Here is a 19,698-nt window from a genome sequence, read left to right as displayed (position 1 = left end):
GCATAGCTTTCACACCGTATTACTTTGTTATGTGCTTACGCCCCGCACCAATGGTGCAAAGCCTCCGCACATCATGTGTTAAGCCTCCGCACATTAGTAAAAGACAGTAAGAATGAATTGATATTGTCATTAGATGACCATATCATAAGCTCCCCCAAACAACTAATACTATAAATTACTAAACACCCAAGACTACAAGATTGAGGCAAAACAAACGTAAGACGTAAGACTTTGCCTCACAACCTCTCGTCTAAGTAGACTCTTCAAGCTACAAACACATAGCCCTTTACCATATTACTTACCTGAATAAGCATCGATAAGTGCTTCCAATGCTGGTATAGGAGTAGAATTCGTATCTTCGACAGCATTGTTAAATTTAAACTGCAAAGAACCATGATTCAAACGTCCTGCGCCATAGAATCCCGTGACCTGAGAAGGAACAAGAGCGGTTGCATCTGGGGTATAAGAATACATTAGTGCTGCATCTGTATCAAAGTTGTTATAGATATTTCCACCATTAAGCGTTTTAACAGAAGCTGGTACCTTTTCGTTACGTGAAATAGCATGATAAAAATCAAAGCTACTGTTATTATCTGCATAACTAATTGGGGTATAAGTACTCTCCGCTCCCTTTTCTGTAAATAAGCTTCCATACTCTTTCACCATACCTCCAGGCTCACCAGAGAATTTGCCTGTACCCTTTGCATCACTTCCCTGCTTTGATATCAAGATTGGATTCTTTGTAGCACGAAAATAGTTGTTTTCAGAGAAAACACTGCAACCCATCGTTGCACCAATTCCGTATTTTGCACATCCATCATAGTAGTTATTCCATAAATGAACGCTCATCGTACGAACTCGTGCATGACGAGAGTCACTATGGTCAAACCAGTTGTGGTGATAAGTGATATAGTTTGGACCTGTTTCTTTCTTCATACCACACATACTCGTCTTTCCAGTGTCCCAGAAATGACAATTATCTATTGTGACAAACTTTGAGTCAGTCTTCACATCAATAGAACCATCTCCCTTAATATGATCACCACCACTCGCCTTTCCGTAGAATAAATCCATGTGATGAACCCATATGTTAGAATTATTTGTGTCAAGTGACACGCCATCGTCCATAGCTCGCATGATACCTAAATTGCGGAATTCAACACTCTTAGCATTCCTTACCAAGAAGCCAAAGCCATAAATACTGGCGTCCTCACCAATTCCTTCTATAGTAATATTCATCTCACTATCTGCTTCCTTTCCCTTAATCTGTATACCTTCTGTACTGCTTCCAAAGGTATCAGTATCACCATTTCTAAGCAAACCTAAGATTCTAACAGACAATGGTGTGGTGATATTACCTTTCTGATAAGCATTAAGAATAGCCTGAAGACCTATGAACGTAGTCTTACCTAAATGGGCACTGACAGTTTTAGCATTGTCTTTATTTACATAAATAACAACAGCACCAGACTTCAACGTACCGTCATCATTATAGGCACCTACACCCGAATAATTCTTATGAGCAAAGCCCTCTCGCACATAATTCAAGACTTTCAGCCCTGTTACCTCACTCGATTGGGCTTCTTTTCCACCCTTCATAGCTACGATTTTCAGAGAATAAGTGCCAGCTTTTAATCCTGGAATATCAACTCGTACATAGCCATTATATACACGTATCAACTCGGAATCAACCTTGCTATAATCAGCATATTGCCCACCTTTCACATAAACATAATAACCATCTGCTTCAGCTACAGGCTTCCATTTAGCGTAAATTGTCTCTAACCATCCTTTTGACTCAGTAATTATCAATCCATTTTCTATTGTCTGACTCTCCACAGTTCTTGATGTATCAGCAGAAACGCAAGCCAATGTATTAACCCATAAAAATAAGAACAATAAGATATTCTTATACAATCTAACCCTCATAAATCTCTTTTTTAATTTGTTTGTAAATACCTTCCTTCTATGTAATATAGGTCATGTTGATCATAAACACATTATGAATTATGTGAGAATCAAACTTAATAAATGTCTACAGATACTCTATTAACTTCAATAAACCCATTCTATACATATTCAAATATACAAAGTTTATCATAAAAAACAAACTAAACAAGAATTCATTATGAAACTTTGTTAATCGCCATTGAATATCTTTATTTGAATTAACTGCATTCTATAAAAATAGGAATAGTACCGACGAAACTGTCATACTATCCCCATTTCTCTTTCTTTCTATATATTGATAAGTTTACTTGAATCAAGAAATCCGCAGTAGAAGAATGGATATCTACAAACTAAATTACGCCTATCTGCTGTTATTCATAGCCATAACGGCTGTGAAAAAGTACTTAGAATTTATCGAAATAGAGCCTTACCGTACCGTCATTTATCACCAACTTACGCCTGTCAACCCTCTCAATACGGAACGTGGGAGTAAGACTCTTAATGCCATAACGACCCAATGTCGCTTCGTAAGCAGTCAAGGGATGGTCGCCATTCTCACGGTCGAAGAGGTAAGGAGACGACAGTCTCAGTTGGTCGTTGTCAATGCGAAAACGATAGAGATAACTATTGATCTGTCCTGTCTTATCCTCCATCTGTAAGAGTTTTGCTTGAAACGACCAGAATATTACTTCGTTACTCACATCTATGTGTGTATTTGTTACAGACTCCTCGATTCGAACTAAATGCCACATTCCCTCTAAATCACCAGCGTCATTATCAGTTTCCAAGCTACATGAAGAAAAGAGAAGAGCTAACACTGGTAACAGAAATACTAATATATTCGATTTAAACATATCTTTTGTGTATTATAAACATTCAACAATCTATACCCTTATTTATTCAGCAATCCGCGTTTACTAAGCGTTAGTTGTAAGCCATAATTAGGACCTTCAAGAATACCACCAAAGTCAGCCCCAATACCCAACTTTACTTCTGTACCTCTTAACCAATTACTTGTTTCACTTTTATTAAACATATAAGAGGTTTCACCTAACAAACTAACATTATGCTTCTTATGCGTATAAGGTTTTTCATAAGTTCCCAATCCTTCTTGCCAAGTTGCTAGAAAGCGCCACTTCAAATAGTCTGTAGGATGCCCACCTAAGCCTAGGTGGAGTGCAATAAATCGATTGTCTTTGAAATAAATAGTACCATCTTCATTATAGATAGGCGATCGATAAAGCGGATTACCCATCGTTTGCCCCCAATGCTGGTAGCCTGGGAAGATGTAATGATTATAGTAGTTGTCTTTTCCTCCTATATGGTCAGGCACTGTGATAGTGTGGTCATGATAGATTGGACCGCTCTGATACTTACTATAAATATATTCAACAACAACGTTATTCAGCCAATTGTCTGGTTTATACTTATACTCAAAACCTAACATCCAATCCTTAAAATCATACAACAAATAACGTCGTTTCTTCTTTTGTTGCCATTCCGTTCCTTCTCCATAACCATCATAATCTAACTGAAACATTGAAGAATGGTCTTCAAAGAACTTATCCGCATAGACGGAAACACAACTCCATTCACCTTCATAGTTTAATCGCATGACCCAACTTCCTAGTTGATCACCCTCTACGTTTTGGTAGGTTGTCTCTCCATTGTCTGCTCCTCCAGGTAAGAAAGCATACCAGAAGTCACGTACACCAGTTCTTCCTTTCGATGGAATAAGATTCCCATGCCCATCAGGAAGATAAGAGATTCCTCCAAAAAGTGATACCATCTCTAGTCCCATCTCTAATGACCAAGGGCAGAACACTTCCTCGTTTCCAATCTTCAAGTAACCAGCTTTAGAATGAAAAAGCACCTTATCAGAATATTTTGACTGCAAACGAGTGAAGTCATGTTGCCAGTTCTTATCGGTCAACATACCATAAGCTATGTGTCCTTTAAGGTGTAGCCAACCATTAGCAAATGGTAAAGTCCAATAGTCACCGAGTGCTAATCGCACTTGTGGAATCGGTCGGGCATTAATGCCCAAAGTCTGTGAACCAGTACTTAAATCAGCATTCTTCATTTCCATTGGTTGTTCCTTTGCTCCAATAGTCAACGTTCCATGCCACCAACTTCCTTCTAAGTAGGCTTGTTGAATAATAACTTTACTAGTATAGTTTACTGGTGCAATCATATCAACACCATAGCCAACTCCAAACCTGTGTCCAGCATCTATATTCAAGGGGCGCTCTATTGCCCCACGCATATAGCCATTCATTACATCCAAAGAACTCAATCCATACTTATTAGCATTCAGCCACAAAGGAGTTTTCCCTTTCGAGAAACTCCCTTGCAACTCCAGTGTATATTCTAATCCTTTAAGTAACTGTACACGAGATGTATCTCTATTGTCTCCTTCCCAAGATTGTGCCCTCAATACACTTGTGAGTAGAATGACAGACAAGGATAAAAGAAGTTTTTTCATATTATAAAGCTAATTCTTTAAATAGACATAGGCTGTGCAGCAAGAAGTAAAATAAGACTTTTACAATCTACATACACATATTCTCTCCTGCAAAGTTAATAAAAAAAAGGGAAATAGCAAACGAATATTTCTTCTTCGACTTTAGGATTACACCTTATTATATTAGGGGTATATCTTCCTTTTCCAACATATTATACACCTTTAGGGAAAATCCCCCTCTATGTAGGGGAAATCCTTTTAGGATGCTAAATAATATTTGTTCCTTTGCAACATGAAAACAGGGATTGGATGGCAAAAGCCTTTCTAACATCCCTAGTTATTCACCTATAAAGATTGAAAAAGTATGAAGAAGCTTATATTAACACTCATTGCAACACTCGTTCTCAGTGCCTCTGCAAATGCTATGAGTTACGAGCAGGCTCGCATACAAGCCCTCTTCTTAACGGACAAGATGGCTTATGAATTAAATCTGACCGAGGAGCAATATGAAGCCGCATACGAGATAAATCTCGATTACCTCATGAGTGTAAACTCTATGGTTGACCTCTATGGAGCTAACTGGACGCATCGTAATATGGATTTCAACTACATCCTCTGCGATTGGCAATATAGAGCTTACATGGAAGCTAATTACTTCTATCGCCCATTAAGGTGGGATGCTGGTTACTGGCACTTCAGTGTTTACGCAAGATATCCACGTCGTGATTACTATTACTTCGGTCGTCCAAGTTTCTATTCTGCTTATCGTGGAGCTCATAGTTGGCGTATGAATGGTGATAGAAGTTGGTATTATGGCAGAGATCTCTTCTACGGAAGAAACAATAGTAACTATTATGGTATGCGTGACAACTTCAATCGTGGTTATTATAATAGGGGTTACAACAATTATAGCTCATACGATTATAATTATCCACAAGACAATCGTCCACGCAGCTTCGGAAACCAACAACGGAGCACATTTGAGAGTTCTATGGGTACGAATCGTACTTATGAGCCACGTGAAAGTTCTACCCGTACAACTGTTACACGCCCTAATAATAATAGTGGATTTGGTGCAGGTCATAGCTTCGGAAATGCTACTAGAGGTAATGAACCAACACGTTCTTTTGGCAATCCAAGCCCATCTTTCAGTACACCAAGAGGTAGTTTCGGTAATGGTTCATCGTTCGGTGGTAACCGATCAATGGGTGGAGGATCATCAAACAATGGTTCTATCTTTGGTGGACATAGATAAACAAAGAATTAAAAGAGAGTTATAAAAATAGGTGTAAATACTAAAACAACCACTAGAAAACTTAATTAGAGAGTTACAAAACATAGCTGACAAGCTATTTAATGACAAGACTCAAAAAAGGTTTAAATACTAGAGACTAGATATTGATAGTAATTAGTTCATCTTAAAAGGTTTTAGATTGTGAAAGAGGATTTCATAAGAAAGAGAAAAGAACACTAAGGATTAAAAGAGATGTAACAATCAGAGAGTTATTTAAATGAAGGAGAGAGGAGCCTCACGAGATGTGACGCTCCTCTTTTATTATGCTCTTTTCGGCTATTGATAACCATAAATTCTATTATACGTCACATTCTTCTGTCTTATAAGATATGCCTATTACATTGGAAAGGTGCATCTAAGGAAATAAGAAGGTATGTAGATATAGAGGAAAAAATAGCTTATTTTTATCAAAAAAGTATACTATTTCGTGAGAGAAAATAGTCTAATTTTATATGTGATAACGTTTCTTCTCCAGTATTGAAGATCATTGAGTGCAAGTGAGAATGGTTTCTTTTAAGATGTAGATAGTCCTTATAAAAAGTATAAAAAAGAAATAAGGGAAACTTCTCTGGTGCCCTCGTTTTCTCTTATAGATTATTGGTTAAAACATTTCCAAGTATGAAATAAAATATTTAAATTTGCAGAAAAATAGGTGATGCAGTATCAAGTGACTTGTAATAAGTGCCATCGTTCATTTGCTATTACCAGTGATGGAAGCGATAGGATGCATTGTAATTGCCCTTATTGTGGGCAGCCTTTACTTGTAAATTTGCCTGCAATAGCCCAGCCAGTAATGCCTTCTGTACAGTCAACTAATTATGATGTGCAGGATAAAGGCGGGGACAATTCTTCTATAAAGGTTCTGTTATGTGTGTTAATTGTCCTATTTCTTGGAGGTTTTGCTACCTTTGGCTTTATTTATTGGCAGCAACAGCAAGAGAATGAAAGGAAACTTTTTGCAGCACAACGCAAGGCTCATGCAGACTCTGTTATGCAGATTCGTACAAAGCAGCAGATACAGGAAGCTGCAGTAAAACGCAAGGCTGATGAACAGAAGTCAGTCTGTTCTTTTCTAGATTCATTCTATCGGAAAGCTGTATTTATATCAGGTGATCCAAGTTACTATGTACGTTATTTAACTCCATATTGTCAACAAATGGTGTTTGGAGTTGACGCTTATGATGAGGGTGAAGATGTATGGGGTGAATGGTGGGCTGCCTTTGGTAATTTCAATAATGAGTACGACTTCGATGAATTGCGTCGTAATCTACAAATTACACCATTAGGTGATGACTGGTATAAAGTTCGCTTATCAGAGCATGGTATAACAGTGTTTAGAAAGATTAAAGTTCAGGTAACAGATGGACATGTCCTTATAGATGACGTTAGATAAAACGTATGAAAGGAGGTAAGTAGAGAATGCAATTTCAAATTATTTGTAAACATTGTCATCGTTCTTTCGTGATAACATCAGACGGAGGAAAGACTTTGAAGTGTAATTGTCCTTATTGTGGAGAGAATATGGTTGTTGCTACTCCTAATACAGAACAGTTCGTACAAGGTGCTTCAAATGCACAAGTTGTGCAGGATTCGTCGTCTGTTTTCATGGATAATGTCGCAAATAAAGCAATATTACAGACGAAAAACTGTAAGTCTATAAGTGGAGTAGGGAAGACAACAATAGTCGTTTTTACAATTTTGTTTGTTGGTATTTTGATCTTATCTTCACTCTTATATATTATATTTTCAGCTATGTCGAATTAAACAATAACACTCAAATTATGAAACAAACAAAGATTGTATGTTCAATTAGTGACAGACGTTGTGATGTTGACTTCCTTAGGAAACTTTTCTTTGCAGGTATGAATGTTGTTCGTATGAATACAGCTCATGCAACTCCTGGAGGGATTCGTGAGATTATTCGTAACACACGTACAGTGTCTCCACACCTCGCTCTTTTGATAGATACAAAAGGTCCAGAAGTAAGGACAACTGGGACAGATAATCCTATTCATTATAAAGTAGGTGATATGGTGAAGATCTTTGGTCGCCCAGAAGTCGATACAATGAAAGATATTATAAACGTTTCTTATCCAGACTTTGCTCGTGATGTAAAAGTTGGTGATCATGTGCTTTTTGATGATGGTGCTTTGGATATGTTAGTTGTCGAGAGTTCTGGTCCTATGTTGGTTGCACAGGTACAAAACGAAGGTGATTTAGGATCACATAAGAGCGTAAATGTACCTGGTGAGCATATTGAGTTACCGGCTTTAACAGAGAAAGATAAGCGAAATATTCTTTTGGCAATAGAGGAGGATATTGACTTTATTGCACACTCTTTTGTGCGCTCCGCAGCTGATGTATTGGAAGTTCAAAAGATACTTGATGAGCATAACTCGGATATTAAAATCATCTCGAAGATTGAGAATCAAGAGGGAGTTGATAATATTGATGAAATAATCGATGCCTCTTATGGTATTATGATTGCACGTGGTGATTTAGGTATTGAAGTGCCAATTGAACAAATTCCTGGTATTCAACGTAGTATCATCAACAAGTGTATTTTGAAAAAGAAACCTGTGATTGTGGCTACGCAGATGCTACACACCATGATTAACAACCCACGACCTACCCGTGCAGAGGTGACAGATATTGCCAATGCAATCTATAGCCACACAGATGCATTGATGTTAAGTGGTGAAACAGCTAGTGGTAAGTATCCTGTTGAGGCTGTACAGACTATGGCTCGTATAGCTGAAGCTGCTGAAGCTGATGCACACCAGCGTGGTCATATAAACGTTCCTATGACAAACCTTAATGACCAGCGTGAATTTCTGTCTAGAAGTGCTATTGAGGCGACAGAGCAGTTGGGAGTGAAAGGTATTGTAACTGATAGTGAGACTGGTTTGACAGCTCGTAACCTTGCAGCTTTCCGTGGTCCTAATCCTGTATTAGCTATTTGTTATAAGGAGAAGGTACAGCGTTGGTTGAACCTTAGTTATGGTGTTATTGCTATTCACCAACAGCAACATAAATCTAGCCAAGAGATGTTTATTGCAGCTTTAAGAATGCTACGTCAAAAGGGATACATTGATTTGGAAGATAATATAGCCTATCTCTCGGGGTCTTTCGGAGGTGGAGGAACAACTTTCCTCGAGATTAATAAGGTGGGAGAAGTGTTCAATCGTAGTTATCGTTTCCACTTGCCTGAAGAAGAAACATTCCCTGTTGGGAAAGAAGAAAAATAGTTATTAATTATACGAAAAGGTGTCTAGAATATAATTCCAGACACCTTCTTTATACTTTATGATTACTTTCCCCTTCTTTACTGACTAGCGTTACTATTTTGACTTCAGTGCTAGTTATCCTTGATATAAAGATTTCATCCCACCCATGATAAATCTACCATGGTCGTAATTGTATCTCTTTAAGGGTAGTTCAAAAGATATATTCTATTCCTTTTAAATCTTATAGAATTGCTATTTTCTTTACTCGGCGCTCATGTCTACCACCTTCAAAACTTGCTTTAAAGAACTCATCAAGAATCTTCTCCGCTGTCTTATTATCAATGAAGCGACCAGGAAGGACAACTACATTTGCATCATTGTGCTGGCGTGTTAACTCTGCAACATCCTTGTTCCAAACTAATCCTGCTCGTATACCTTGATGCTTGTTTAGTGTCATTGCCATACCTTCTCCACTCCCACAGATAGCAATACCTGGATAGACTTCACCATTTTCAATGGCCTCTGCTAATTGATGGGCGTAATCTGGATAATCACAGCTTAAATCACTATTACAACCAAAGTCCTTATATGCATACTTGTGTTGTTCCAAATATTGGATAACAAATTGCTTCAATGGGAAGCCTGCGTGGTCGCAAGCTATTCCTACTTTTTTAATTTCCATAAGCTGTTTAGGTTTTACGAACCAGCCTGTCTTGGGGACAGGTGGTTCAAGTTAAACTATTGTGCTAGATATTCTTTGACTTGTTTGTATAGATTCTCTGGGGTAAAACCGAGTTTCTCATCCAGTACTTTATAGGGTGCAGAGAATCCAAAGCTATTGAGTCCGAAGACTTTACCATTTGCTCCAACGAGACCTTCAAGGGTAACAGGTAAACCTGCAGTTAGGCCGAAAATCTTTGCATATTGGGGTAAAATAGCTTCTTGATACTCTTTGCTTTGACGGCGGAAAAGTCCTTCTGAAGGAGCACTAACCACACGGACTTTTATTCCATCATTGCGTAGTAATTCTGCTCCTTCGACGCAGGTCGATACTTCCGAACCACTTGCAACAAGGATAACATCGTAGTCTTCGTCTGATCCTTTGACTATGTATGCACCCCTCCGAGTTTCCTCATAATTAGTTCCTTCTGGTAAGCTCTTTACATTCTGACGTGAGAAGATAAGTGCCGTAGGCGTATCTATATTCTCCATAGCCATCTGCCAACAGATGGTTGCAGCATCACTATCGGCTGGACGAAGAACGCGTAGAGAATCTTGACCAGCATGGTTCTGTAACTTCTCCATCAAGCGAATCTGTGCTTCCTGCTCTACTGGCTCATGCGTAGGTCCATCTTCACCAACGCGGAAAGCATCGTGACTCCATACGAATTTTACAGGTACTTGCATGAGTGCTGCCATACGAATAGCAGGCTTCATATAGTCTGAGAAAACGAAGAATGTTCCCATTGCTGTGAAAACACCACCATGTAGCATCATACCGATACACATACATGCCATAGCTAATTCGCTTACGCCAGCTTGGAAGAAAGCACCACTGAAATCGCCACGAGTAAATGAATGAGTCTTGTTTAGGAATCCATCTGTCTTATCAGAGTTACTGAGGTCTGCAGAAGATACTATCATATTAGGTACTTGCTCTGCAATTACTCCAAGACATGCTGCAGAACCATTGCGTGTTGGAATATCACGTTTTTGAACTAAACCACTCCAATCTATTTTAGGAGCCTTACCTGTGAACCACTGTTGCATCTGCTCAGCCTTTGATGGATTATGTTTCTTCCATTCAGCCTCATCAGCGTGTCTCTTTGCTACAATCTTCCTTAATTCTGCATTGCGATTATCGTATAATTTTTGTACTTCTGGGAATATCTTGAATGGATCATTGAGGTCTCCACCGAGATGCTTAATAGTGTTCGTATAGGCTTCACCACCAAGTGGTGCTCCATGAGTCTTTATGTTATGTTCGTAGCTACTGCCATCAGCTTGCAAAGCACCTTTGCCCATTATTGTTTCACCAATAATAAGGGTTGGGCGTAACTCCTCCTTATTTGCAGCAATAAGTGCAGCACGGATAGCTTCTGGATCATTACCATCTATCTTTATGACATTCCATCCCCATGCCTGATACTTCATTGCAGTATCTTCACACATAACGGCTCCGCATTCTGTAGAAAGTTGAATGTCGTTAGCGTCATAGAACATGATGAGGTTATTAAGACCTAGGTTCCCTGCCAATCTTCCAACTTCACTACTGATGCCTTCTTGTACTCCACCATCAGAGATGTAAGCATATATTTTGTGTTGCATCATAGTATGGCCGAGGCGAGCCTCAAGGAATTTCTCTGCAATAGCTGCACCAGCTGCGTAGGCATGTCCTTGCCCTAAAGGACCAGATGAGTTTTCTATGCCATGTGCTAGGTCGCGTTCAGGATGTCCAGGGGTAATTGACCCCCATTGACGAAATTGTTTGATATCATCGATTGTGAACTTTCTTTGAAGCGTCAGTGCTGCATAAAGCATGGGCGACATATGTCCAGGATCAAGATAAAAACGATCGCGTCCAGTCCATTCAGGCTGGTCTGGGTCATAAACGAGAAACTCAGAGAAAAGAACGTTGATAAAGTCTGCTCCGCCCATAGCACCTCCAGGGTGTCCAGACTTGGCTTTCTCTACCATTGAGACTGCTAGAATTCTAATGTTGTCCGCTGCGCGGTTCATCAGTTCCTTGTCATTCATATAGATTGGATTTAAATTTGATAATGCAAATATAGAGATAAATGTGGAGACCTCAAAATAATAAACTTACATTTTTATAAAAATGTTTTTAGATGCTGCTAATAGTATTTTAAGATCATAATAGAGTTATTCTACTTTTCAGCATACTTATAGTTTATAAACAGAACAATCCTTATATGCTTGCTTGTTGAAGCGATATAGAAGGGCTCCTCTTTTACTAGTTACTTTATCTATAAGACTCGTTTGCTCTATAAAATCAACTTGTTTAATGCGTTTCCTAAAGTTACGTTTATCAACCTCTGTACCTAAGATCGCTTCATGAACATGTTGCAATTGGGTCAAAGTAAATAGTTTGGGCAGCAGACTAAAGCTAATAGGAGCATTGTTGAGGAGTTTGCGTAATTGTTCCAAAGCTAGTTGTACCATTTTCTGATGATCGCCATATAGTTCTTCTAGATGGTCTAATTCAAGCCATTGTAGGTCATTTTCCTCCATAGCTTGATGGTTATAATCTGTTGCATTGATGAGTGCACAATAGGCGATGGAGATTACTCTATCACCTGGATCACGATCTATTTCACCAAAAGCACCTACTTGTCTCATGTAGGGATTCTTAATACCTGTGCATTGATATAATACACGATTAGCAGCCTCTTTCAAGCTCTCGTCTTCTTTTACAAATCCTCCATACAAAGACAATCTGCCACTTTCTGGTTCTACTTTACGCTTACCGACAAGTAGTTTAAGCTTTTTGTTTTCAAATCCTAGGACTATACAATCCACGGAGACTAATAGTTTGGGTTCTCCTTGGTAATATTCATTCATGTTGTAGACATTTATAATAGAGATGTAAAAATACTATTTTTTATGATTATAATCACGTTTTTATCCGTTTATTTTGACTTTCTCAAAGTAAAAAGCCATAAGTCTTTATGAGCTTATGGCTTATACTTTTGCAATTATAACTATCAGAGTTAACAAACCTTATGAGAACCTTCGCTGATGATTACAGGATAGATCTCTGGTTTGTGTCCATATTTAGCATTGAACTTCTCGGTTACATTCTCGATGAATGTCTCGTACAAGTCGTCTTTTACGAGGTTAATAGTACAACCACCGAAACCGCCTCCCATAATACGAGAACCAGTAACACCATTCTCTTTAGCAACATCGTTGAGATAATCAAGTTCCTCACAACTAACCTCATACTCCTTGCTTAAACCATAGTGCGTCTCGTACATCTTCTGTCCAACTGTCTCATAGTCACCGGCGACGAGAGCATCGCAAACAGCAAGTACACGATCTTTCTCGCCCAGTACGAAATGTGCGCGCTGATAGTCCTCGGCACTAACTTCTGCTTTTACAGCCTCTAGTTCTTCCCAATTAGCATCTCGCAATGTCTCGAACTTCTTATTAGGGAAGTGCTTACCAAGTGCTGCAACAACATTCTCACAACTCTTACGACGATCATTATAAGGACTTCCTGCCAACTCATGTTTAACCTTTGAGTTTACGAGAACCAACTTGTAACCTTTTGGATCAAATGGGAAGTACTCAAATTCACGACTCCTACAATCAAGGCGCATGAGCTTTCCTTCTTTGCCAAAGACGCTTGCAAATTGATCCATAATACCACAGTTAACACCGATGTATTTATGTTCTGTAGCCTGCCCTGCCAATGCAATATCCCATTTAGAAATCTTGTTATCAGCAAACAAATCATTCAGAGCACAGCCAAAACAACTTTCCATAGCAGCAGAAGAGCTCATACCAGCACCGAGAGGAACATCACCAGCAAAGGCTATATTAAATCCTTTTACATCAACACCAAGTGCTTTAAACTCCTGAACCATGCCATAGATGAATCGTGCCCATGTAGCGCGTGGACCTTTTGGATCGTCTACCTTAAATTCAACTCGGTCTTTCAAGTCGATAGAGTAACACATTATAGTATCTGTTCCGTTAGGTCTTACTTCTGCCATGATACCCTTATCTACGGCACCAGGGAATACGAAGCCTCCATTATAATCTGTATGTTCACCAATGAGATTAATACGTCCTGGTGAAAAATAAATGTTACCAGTTTTGCCGTCAAAATGTTTAATGAAACGACTTCTTACAAATTCTATGTCCATGTTAGTTAGTATATTTTAAAATGATTGTTAGGGTTTTAATCTTACATTTATGTTATAATAGCAGACAATCCAAAATGAATTATCTGCTATTAGAAAGGGTTTCTTGTTATGCTTTCTTAGCTGGGCGAGAGCCAATCAAAGCGAAGAAGAGGATATAAGCTAACATTGCGACGATTAGCCAATAGCTCTGGATATCACCAATCTTAGTTGCCATGAGGTTCTGAATCAATGGCATGACACCACCACCGACTACCATAGTCATGAACAAACCAGAGGCTGTTGCTGTGTATTTCCCAAGTCCCTCTGTTGCGAGGTTGAAGATTACGCCCCACATTACGGATGTACAAATTCCACATAAGATGATGAACAATACCTTTGTTGGAACTTCTGCATGTATCAATGTACTTTCGGCAAGGTTAGGTACTGTAAGGTTCATCTTGCTAGCTTCTGGTGTGAATATTGCAATTAAAAGGAGGGCAATAGCCACTACAGATGTTACTGTTAACTGTGTGCGAGAAGAAACTTTACCACTGATGAAAGCACTTACAAAACGACCAACAAGCATTAACAACCAATATATACCAGCAATGAGACCAGCTACAGCCGCACTACCAAGAACACCGCCTTCAGATACTGGCTCACTCAGATAGAATAAGAGTTGTCCAGGAATACCCACCTCTACACCAACATAGAAGAAGATGGCAATAATTCCTAAAACAAGTTGTCGATAAGCCAAAGCACCCTTAACACCACCAATGACATCTGCATGCTCTGTTTCAGGCTCGGTTAGTTGGGTGAACCAGACGATAACAAATGAAGCTGCAAAGATACCTAATGCGATAAGAAGTAATGGTGTTACTACCTGCAGAGAAGTGTCTTTTGTAATCTCACCAATCATTGATCCCGCAAGCATAGGGGTTAATGTTGCTGCGAGAGAGTTCAATGATCCACCAGTTTGAATGAGCTGGTTACCACGATTACCACCGCCTCCTAGCAAGTTAAGCATTGGATTGACAACAGTATTAAGAATACATACACAGAATCCGCAAATGAATGCTCCTAGTAAGTAAACAACGTATGTGCTGATAGAATTACCATCCATAGTACTTGAAACGTATTGTACTCCAATACCTACAAAGCCCAATGCTAAGGCAACAAGAGCAGTCTTCTTGTATCCGTATTTAGTAATCATCATACCAGCTGGGATGCCCATGAATAGGTATGCTGCAAAGTTCATCATGTTGCCCATCATACCTGCCCAATCATAGTGTTGTTTCCAGATTGTGCCAAAAGGTGCCGCCATGTTGGTGACGAAAGAGATCATTGCGAACAGGAACATCATAGTGATGATTGCCACTAGAGTTCCTTTCTTCTTTGTTTGATTTTCCATTGTGTCTAGTTTATTTTTTTGTTTATTAATTCATAAGACGGTTATTCCTCCACTCCAAACTTATAGATTGTTTTCTGCGTGTAATCCTTACATGGCTCCAAGATAACTGATGGGAAGTAAGGATGGTTAGGGCTATCTGGGAAGTGTTGAGCCTCAAAACAGATAGCACTACGGCGTGGGAAGGTTGCTCCATGCTGTCCTTTGTATCCATCAGCCCAGTTATCTGTGTACACCTGAACGCCTGGTTCTGTTGTATAAACCTCCATCGTCCTACCGCTATGAGGCTCTTTGATTCGTGCAGCAAACGACAGTTCTCCCTCTTCCCTCTTATTCAGAACGAAACAATGGTCATAACCTGCTCCATTCTTAATCTGCTCATTGTCAGCATCAATATCTTGTCCAACAGGTTTCATCTGACGGAAGTCAAAAGGTGTATCTGCCACCTTTCTTATCTCACCTGTTGGTATAGAAGTCTCGTCAATAGGCAAGTAGAAATCAGCATTAATTTGACATTCTAAGTCATTGATAGTGGGTGTTGGGTTAGCAATGCCAGCCAGAGAGAAGAATCCATGACTAGTAAGGTTGATGATAGTCTTCTTATTTGACTTAGCGAGGTATTTGATAACTAGCTCGTTATCGTTCGTAAATGAATAGGCAACCCACACTTCAATTTCACCCGTGTAACCCTCTTCTCCATAAGAGGATGTGTATTTTAATACAACAGCATGTTCATTTACTTGCGTTGCATCCCATACCTTCGCATTAAAGCCTTCCTTTCCTCCATGAAGAGAGTTAGGTCCATTGTTAATAGCAAGTTTGTATTCCTTGCCATTGAGTTGGAATCTGCCTTTTGCAATACGATTGCCATATCGTCCAATAAGAGTTGATAGATAAGGTTCGGGAGAATTGATAACGTCTTGAATATTATCGTGTCCTTGAATAACATTGGATAGGTTCCCATTTCTGTCAGGAACCATTATTGCGACAATAGCACCACCATAGTTCGTGATTGCCACTTCGTTTCCTTTTGCATTCTTAAGGATATAGAGGTCTGTTTTCTTTCCATCAATAGTGGTCTGGAAGTCCTCTTTCTTCAGTCCACACACATATTGTGCCTCTGCGGTATTTACCATGACGTTTGTTTTTAGTTACTAATTCAATGAGTTGCAAAGTAAATAAAAATAAACGAAAGTCACAAACTTAATCTAAAGAAAAGACAATTACGATTGTGTTAAAAACAATTAATCACGATGCGTTTTAACTGATCTATGTATTACTATTCTTGCTTAATTCGCATAGCAGTAGTGTGTTTTCCTTTTAATAAATGATAATTTTTTCTAGTCAAAAGGACAATTAGGATTTATGAAACAGATAAATGGGATGAAACAAAGGAATGAGGGTGAAGAAAAATGCAAATACATTTTGCCTCACCCTCTAATCGAACTTTCCTATTCTACTACCGGTCCAGAGTGATCTTTACTCCCCTCTCCCTCGGGAGAGGGGTCGGGGGTGAGGCTTTCTTTCTCTTTTCCTTTCCACTCTTCCCATTCAATATCCACATCTGACAAGCCACGCGTGGAAACGCGACCCTTACCAGCACCGCGATAACGGGTTTCAGGAATGAAGCGGACACGCACACCACGAATCAGGGTTGCGTTTACGTCTTCAGGTTTGTCTACGCCGTTTTTACTTGTCACCGCTGTAAAATAGAACGAGCCTACGCCATCAAGCTTCACCGAGCGACCCTGCGACATGTAATCGCCCATCACACCGCCCAGGGCTGTCAACACAGCACGCACATCGGCAGGGCTAATCGTCGACTCGGCGGCAATACGCTTTGCGACCTGCTCGGTTGAAACAGGACTCATCACTAGAACGGACTTTGCATACCATTTACCGTTCACATTCATTTTGATTTTCTTATAAAATCCCATTGATAAAAGATTGTTAATCTTTGGAGCGTAATTGTTAACATCGACGAAATGTACTTTCGTGGGGCACGGAAGTACAATCCGTGCCCCACAGGTCCGACACCCGTGCCCTACAAGTCCGACTTCCGTAGTCGTCAGAATTATGACTACTTTGGCACGGACTTTGCTAAGCTCTGCCTCTAATTTCGCTCCTCAGCATATTAATAATTAATGGGAATAGCAATCATTCCTACCATCTTTTTTTTGATCTGTTAATTCCTATCACATCAAGTGTTTATGCTTAGCACGAGTGGTGCCGATGGTAAATACCAATGGTGTTTTAGACTTGGAGGTTGTCAAGGGGGGTATAATGCTCCTTTCAATGCTGCTCCACGCTTACGCATATCTGCAAACTCTTTTTGGGCTTGCGCCTCAAATTCTCGTTTCCGCTCAATGGCACGCTTGAAACCAGCGATAAGTTCTTCTCTTGTTTTTTCTTTGAATTTAATCATATATTACTCTCCTTTTCGTTCTGCATATATAACTCTTTGCATTGATATTTGTTAGAAAGTAAATGAAAAAGCAGCAAATGATTGCTCTCTTGCTGCTGTATAGTAATAAGGTTTTCTGTATAAGCCATCGAAGTTTTCCTTGTAAGTTTCTGTTCTTATTTCTTTGTCAGATGAACATACAACAAGTAAAAATATATGGTGTGGCTTAGGAAAACCGATGTGTCCATTATTTAATGATTATCTTTTTACCATTGACAATATAAACACCCTTAGGCAAAGCATTAATTTCGTCAGTGCTTGCTTTACTTAGTCATTTTGCTCCATCTATTGTATAGACATCAGCAAGTCCTGAGTTATTATAAACAGTGTTTGTTATGCCAGTAGTACTCTCGATGAAGAAGAATTCTTTCCATTGAGGTGCTTGTTTATAAGCATTAATATTGGCTTTAGGTATGAATAGTTTACAATTCCACTTGTTAATATCGTCAAGAGCATTTATGCCACAGGTTGGTGGTACGACTGCCTCACTCGAGATCTGTGTAATATTGATACAATCAGAGAATGCCTCTTGTCCTATGCTCTGCAATCCTCTTCCAAAGGTAAAATTCTTCAGACTACTACAACCAGAGAAAGCCCATTTGCCAATGCTTTTAACATTGTCTCCAATAGACACGTTATGTAGGTTGGTACAACCATAGAACTCATTATCATAGATGGTGGTTTCTGCATCTGATATTTTCACTGTCCGTAAGCTGGTGTTACGATAGAAAGGAGAGTATCCATAATCACGGGATATATTGTAAACAATCTTGCCACCAATATAAACAGAATCTAATTTGCAATCTCCAAATAGTGGAGAACTAATTGAGCGTGTAATTGCAGTATTATTTGAGCCTAATTTTAAAGTTGTATTTCTATTCTCTATAATAAGTGTTGAAAGATTAGAGCATCCGCTAAAAGCATTATATATTTCCTTTATACCTTTATGGATTCTTATGCTTTTCAAAGAAGAACAATTTTGTAATAATAGAGAGTTGAGTATAGTTACAGAATCAGGGATGATAAATTGTTTTAAGTTACGACAATTCGTAAAAGCAGACCTACCAAGTGATTTTATTTTATTATCTAAAGATAAAGTTATTAAGGAACTGCAATTGCTAAAAGCACTTTCACCAATGTTATTACCAGCTTTTATGTCTACAGATACAAGATTAGTGCATCCGCTAAAAGCTTCATTACCAATACTCCCATCTATATCAATGTATGCTTTCTTTATCTTTGTACAATTGTAAGCTGTATACGGATTAATTTTTCTGACAGTCATGTCAACACCCTTATAGTTGACTTTTTTATTAATTTTGACTTCGTAAGGCTCTCCTGTGTAAGCGCAATCTATAGCGTCACAAGTGCGCTCTGACGGAGATACGGGAACATATTTGATACCGTCCACCTCAAAAATAGAGCTTAAATAAGGATAAACCTTTTTATTTGATAAACTCGTATACAAATCATTGGCAACATAATGAATGCTACCTTTCACATTGCTATATCCGTTAGGAGGAGTGTTAGTTAGCCATATTATTTTTGCATTATTATTGAAAGCTTCGTAACCAATTGCCGTAACACTATTGGGAATGGTTACAGAAGTTAGAGAGCTACAACTGCTGAAAGCTGACTGTTCAATTGTCGTAACACTATTGGGAATGGTTACAGAAGTTAGAGAACTGCAATAGCTGTATTTACAACCGATTATTACTCAATATTTTATAGATAATAAGTCAGAAATATGGTTGTTATTTTTAATTGCACATTCTAAAAGGTGAAGATTTAACGCTTTTATTGATTATTAACTCAAAAAGGACATCAACTTGGGTCGTTTCTTCTCTTTTCCTTGCTATTCGTTTCCGATATTCCACTTTTGTTTTGGTCTATCTCATATGTACTGCAAAGGTATTGATTTTTGTTTGATATTGCTCCTTGCTTGCTCCTTGTCGTAGATTAATTTTCACACAGGAATTTTTGTTCTCTTTCTATAGGGGCTTGAAACAATCCATTTATT

General features: G+C 38.8%; 16 protein-coding genes. 4 read left to right on the top strand and 12 right to left on the bottom strand.

The window, feature by feature from the left end; all coding sequences use genetic code 11:
• Positions 1-294 precede the first annotated feature (294 nt).
• The 3 genes from F0475_RS07530 to F0475_RS07520 all read right to left on the bottom strand — a co-directional run bounded on the left by F0475_RS07530 (position 295) and on the right by F0475_RS07520 (position 4,435).
• Positions 295-1,929: a pectate lyase family protein gene (locus F0475_RS07530; RefSeq protein ID WP_155716139.1), complete on the bottom strand. Its 1,635-nt coding sequence runs from the start codon at positions 1,927-1,929 to the stop codon at positions 295-297.
• A gap of 425 nt (positions 1,930-2,354) precedes the next feature.
• Positions 2,355-2,804, bottom strand: a complete 450-nt coding sequence (locus tag F0475_RS07525; protein ID WP_155716138.1) for a lipocalin-like domain-containing protein — start codon at positions 2,802-2,804, stop codon at positions 2,355-2,357.
• A gap of 38 nt (positions 2,805-2,842) precedes the next feature.
• Positions 2,843-4,435, bottom strand: a complete 1,593-nt coding sequence (locus F0475_RS07520; protein WP_155716137.1) for a capsule assembly Wzi family protein — start codon at positions 4,433-4,435, stop codon at positions 2,843-2,845.
• A 343-nt stretch (positions 4,436-4,778) separates the two neighbouring features.
• On the opposite strand from F0475_RS07520, the gene F0475_RS07515 reads away from it, so the two are divergent.
• From F0475_RS07515 to pyk, 3 genes are all read left to right on the top strand, one after another.
• Positions 4,779-5,669 carry a hypothetical protein gene (locus F0475_RS07515; RefSeq protein WP_155716136.1) on the top strand — a complete coding sequence of 297 codons (891 nt, stop codon included), beginning with the start codon at positions 4,779-4,781 and terminating at the stop codon, positions 5,667-5,669.
• Positions 5,670-6,363: 694 nt separating this feature from the next.
• Positions 6,364-7,101, top strand: coding sequence for a hypothetical protein (locus F0475_RS07510; RefSeq protein WP_155716135.1), 738 nt, complete (start codon positions 6,364-6,366; stop codon positions 7,099-7,101).
• Positions 7,102-7,489: 388 nt separating this feature from the next.
• Positions 7,490-8,956 (top strand): pyruvate kinase, encoded by a 1,467-nt coding sequence (gene pyk, locus F0475_RS07505; RefSeq protein ID WP_155716134.1) that lies wholly within the window; start codon positions 7,490-7,492, stop codon positions 8,954-8,956.
• 220 nt (positions 8,957-9,176) lie between these two features.
• Here pyk and rpiB read toward each other — a convergent pair whose 3' ends face one another.
• The 7 genes from rpiB to F0475_RS07470 form a co-directional block, all read right to left on the bottom strand.
• A complete protein-coding gene (gene rpiB / locus F0475_RS07500) occupies positions 9,177-9,617 on the bottom strand; it encodes a ribose 5-phosphate isomerase B (RefSeq protein ID WP_009434582.1) in 441 nt (146 codons plus the stop codon).
• 56 nt (positions 9,618-9,673) lie between these two features.
• The gene (locus tag F0475_RS07495) at positions 9,674-11,692 is read right to left on the bottom strand and encodes a transketolase family protein (RefSeq protein WP_155716133.1); all 2,019 of its coding nucleotides are present in this window, start codon (positions 11,690-11,692) and stop codon (positions 9,674-9,676) included.
• A gap of 147 nt (positions 11,693-11,839) precedes the next feature.
• Positions 11,840-12,517, bottom strand: a complete 678-nt coding sequence (locus tag F0475_RS07490) for an NUDIX hydrolase (protein WP_009434589.1) — start codon at positions 12,515-12,517, stop codon at positions 11,840-11,842.
• Between the two features lie 149 nt (positions 12,518-12,666).
• On the bottom strand, positions 12,667-13,827 hold the full coding sequence (gene galK / locus F0475_RS07485) for a galactokinase (RefSeq protein ID WP_155716132.1): 1,161 nt from the start codon (positions 13,825-13,827) through the stop codon (positions 12,667-12,669).
• A 106-nt stretch (positions 13,828-13,933) separates the two neighbouring features.
• Positions 13,934-15,217 (bottom strand): MFS transporter, encoded by a 1,284-nt coding sequence (locus tag F0475_RS07480; RefSeq protein ID WP_155716131.1) that lies wholly within the window; start codon positions 15,215-15,217, stop codon positions 13,934-13,936.
• 41 nt (positions 15,218-15,258) lie between these two features.
• Complete coding sequence (locus tag F0475_RS07475; RefSeq protein WP_155716130.1) at positions 15,259-16,350, bottom strand: aldose epimerase family protein; 1,092 nt, start codon at positions 16,348-16,350, stop codon at positions 15,259-15,261.
• Positions 16,351-16,665: 315 nt separating this feature from the next.
• Positions 16,666-17,151, bottom strand: a complete 486-nt coding sequence (locus tag F0475_RS07470) for an HU family DNA-binding protein (RefSeq protein WP_155716129.1) — start codon at positions 17,149-17,151, stop codon at positions 16,666-16,668.
• A 48-nt stretch (positions 17,152-17,199) separates the two neighbouring features.
• On the opposite strand from F0475_RS07470, the gene F0475_RS11940 reads away from it, so the two are divergent.
• Positions 17,200-17,331, top strand: coding sequence for a hypothetical protein (locus F0475_RS11940; protein WP_262885083.1), 132 nt, complete (start codon positions 17,200-17,202; stop codon positions 17,329-17,331).
• 152 nt (positions 17,332-17,483) lie between these two features.
• On the opposite strand, the gene F0475_RS07465 is transcribed toward F0475_RS11940, so the two are convergent.
• Entirely contained in the window at positions 17,484-17,639 is a 156-nt protein-coding gene (locus F0475_RS07465; RefSeq protein WP_155716128.1) for a 30S ribosomal protein S7, read from the bottom strand.
• Positions 17,640-17,949: 310 nt separating this feature from the next.
• The gene (locus F0475_RS12025; RefSeq protein ID WP_394349999.1) at positions 17,950-19,389 is read right to left on the bottom strand and encodes a leucine-rich repeat domain-containing protein; all 1,440 of its coding nucleotides are present in this window, start codon (positions 19,387-19,389) and stop codon (positions 17,950-17,952) included.
• Positions 19,390-19,698 lie beyond the last annotated feature (309 nt).

Source organism: Prevotella vespertina (genome assembly GCF_009728485.1).
GTDB classification, from domain to species: Bacteria; Bacteroidota; Bacteroidia; order Bacteroidales; family Bacteroidaceae; genus Prevotella; species Prevotella vespertina.
This window is presented reverse-complemented; position numbering and strand designations above follow the sequence as displayed.

Excerpts from the sequence above, each read along its gene's own strand:
- rpiB (WP_009434582.1), bottom strand. The coding sequence starts at position 9,617 with ATGGAAATTAAAAAAGTAGGAATAGCTTGCGACCACGCAGGCTTCCCA.
- F0475_RS07515 (WP_155716136.1), top strand. The coding sequence starts at position 4,779 with ATGAAGAAGCTTATATTAACACTCATTGCAACACTCGTTCTCAGTGCC.
- F0475_RS07480 (WP_155716131.1), bottom strand. The coding sequence starts at position 15,217 with ATGGAAAATCAAACAAAGAAGAAAGGAACTCTAGTGGCAATCATCACT.
- F0475_RS07495 (WP_155716133.1), bottom strand. The coding sequence starts at position 11,692 with ATGAATGACAAGGAACTGATGAACCGCGCAGCGGACAACATTAGAATT.
- F0475_RS07475 (WP_155716130.1), bottom strand. The coding sequence starts at position 16,350 with ATGGTAAATACCGCAGAGGCACAATATGTGTGTGGACTGAAGAAAGAG.
- F0475_RS07465 (WP_155716128.1), bottom strand. The coding sequence starts at position 17,639 with ATGATTAAATTCAAAGAAAAAACAAGAGAAGAACTTATCGCTGGTTTC.
- F0475_RS07530 (WP_155716139.1), bottom strand. The coding sequence starts at position 1,929 with ATGAGGGTTAGATTGTATAAGAATATCTTATTGTTCTTATTTTTATGG.
- galK (WP_155716132.1), bottom strand. The coding sequence starts at position 13,827 with ATGGACATAGAATTTGTAAGAAGTCGTTTCATTAAACATTTTGACGGC.
- F0475_RS11940 (WP_262885083.1), top strand. The coding sequence starts at position 17,200 with ATGTACTTTCGTGGGGCACGGAAGTACAATCCGTGCCCCACAGGTCCG.
- F0475_RS07510 (WP_155716135.1), top strand. The coding sequence starts at position 6,364 with ATGCAGTATCAAGTGACTTGTAATAAGTGCCATCGTTCATTTGCTATT.
- pyk (WP_155716134.1), top strand. The coding sequence starts at position 7,490 with ATGAAACAAACAAAGATTGTATGTTCAATTAGTGACAGACGTTGTGAT.
- F0475_RS07490 (WP_009434589.1), bottom strand. The coding sequence starts at position 12,517 with ATGAATGAATATTACCAAGGAGAACCCAAACTATTAGTCTCCGTGGAT.
- F0475_RS07525 (WP_155716138.1), bottom strand. The coding sequence starts at position 2,804 with ATGTTTAAATCGAATATATTAGTATTTCTGTTACCAGTGTTAGCTCTT.
- F0475_RS07470 (WP_155716129.1), bottom strand. The coding sequence starts at position 17,151 with ATGGGATTTTATAAGAAAATCAAAATGAATGTGAACGGTAAATGGTAT.
- F0475_RS07520 (WP_155716137.1), bottom strand. The coding sequence starts at position 4,435 with ATGAAAAAACTTCTTTTATCCTTGTCTGTCATTCTACTCACAAGTGTA.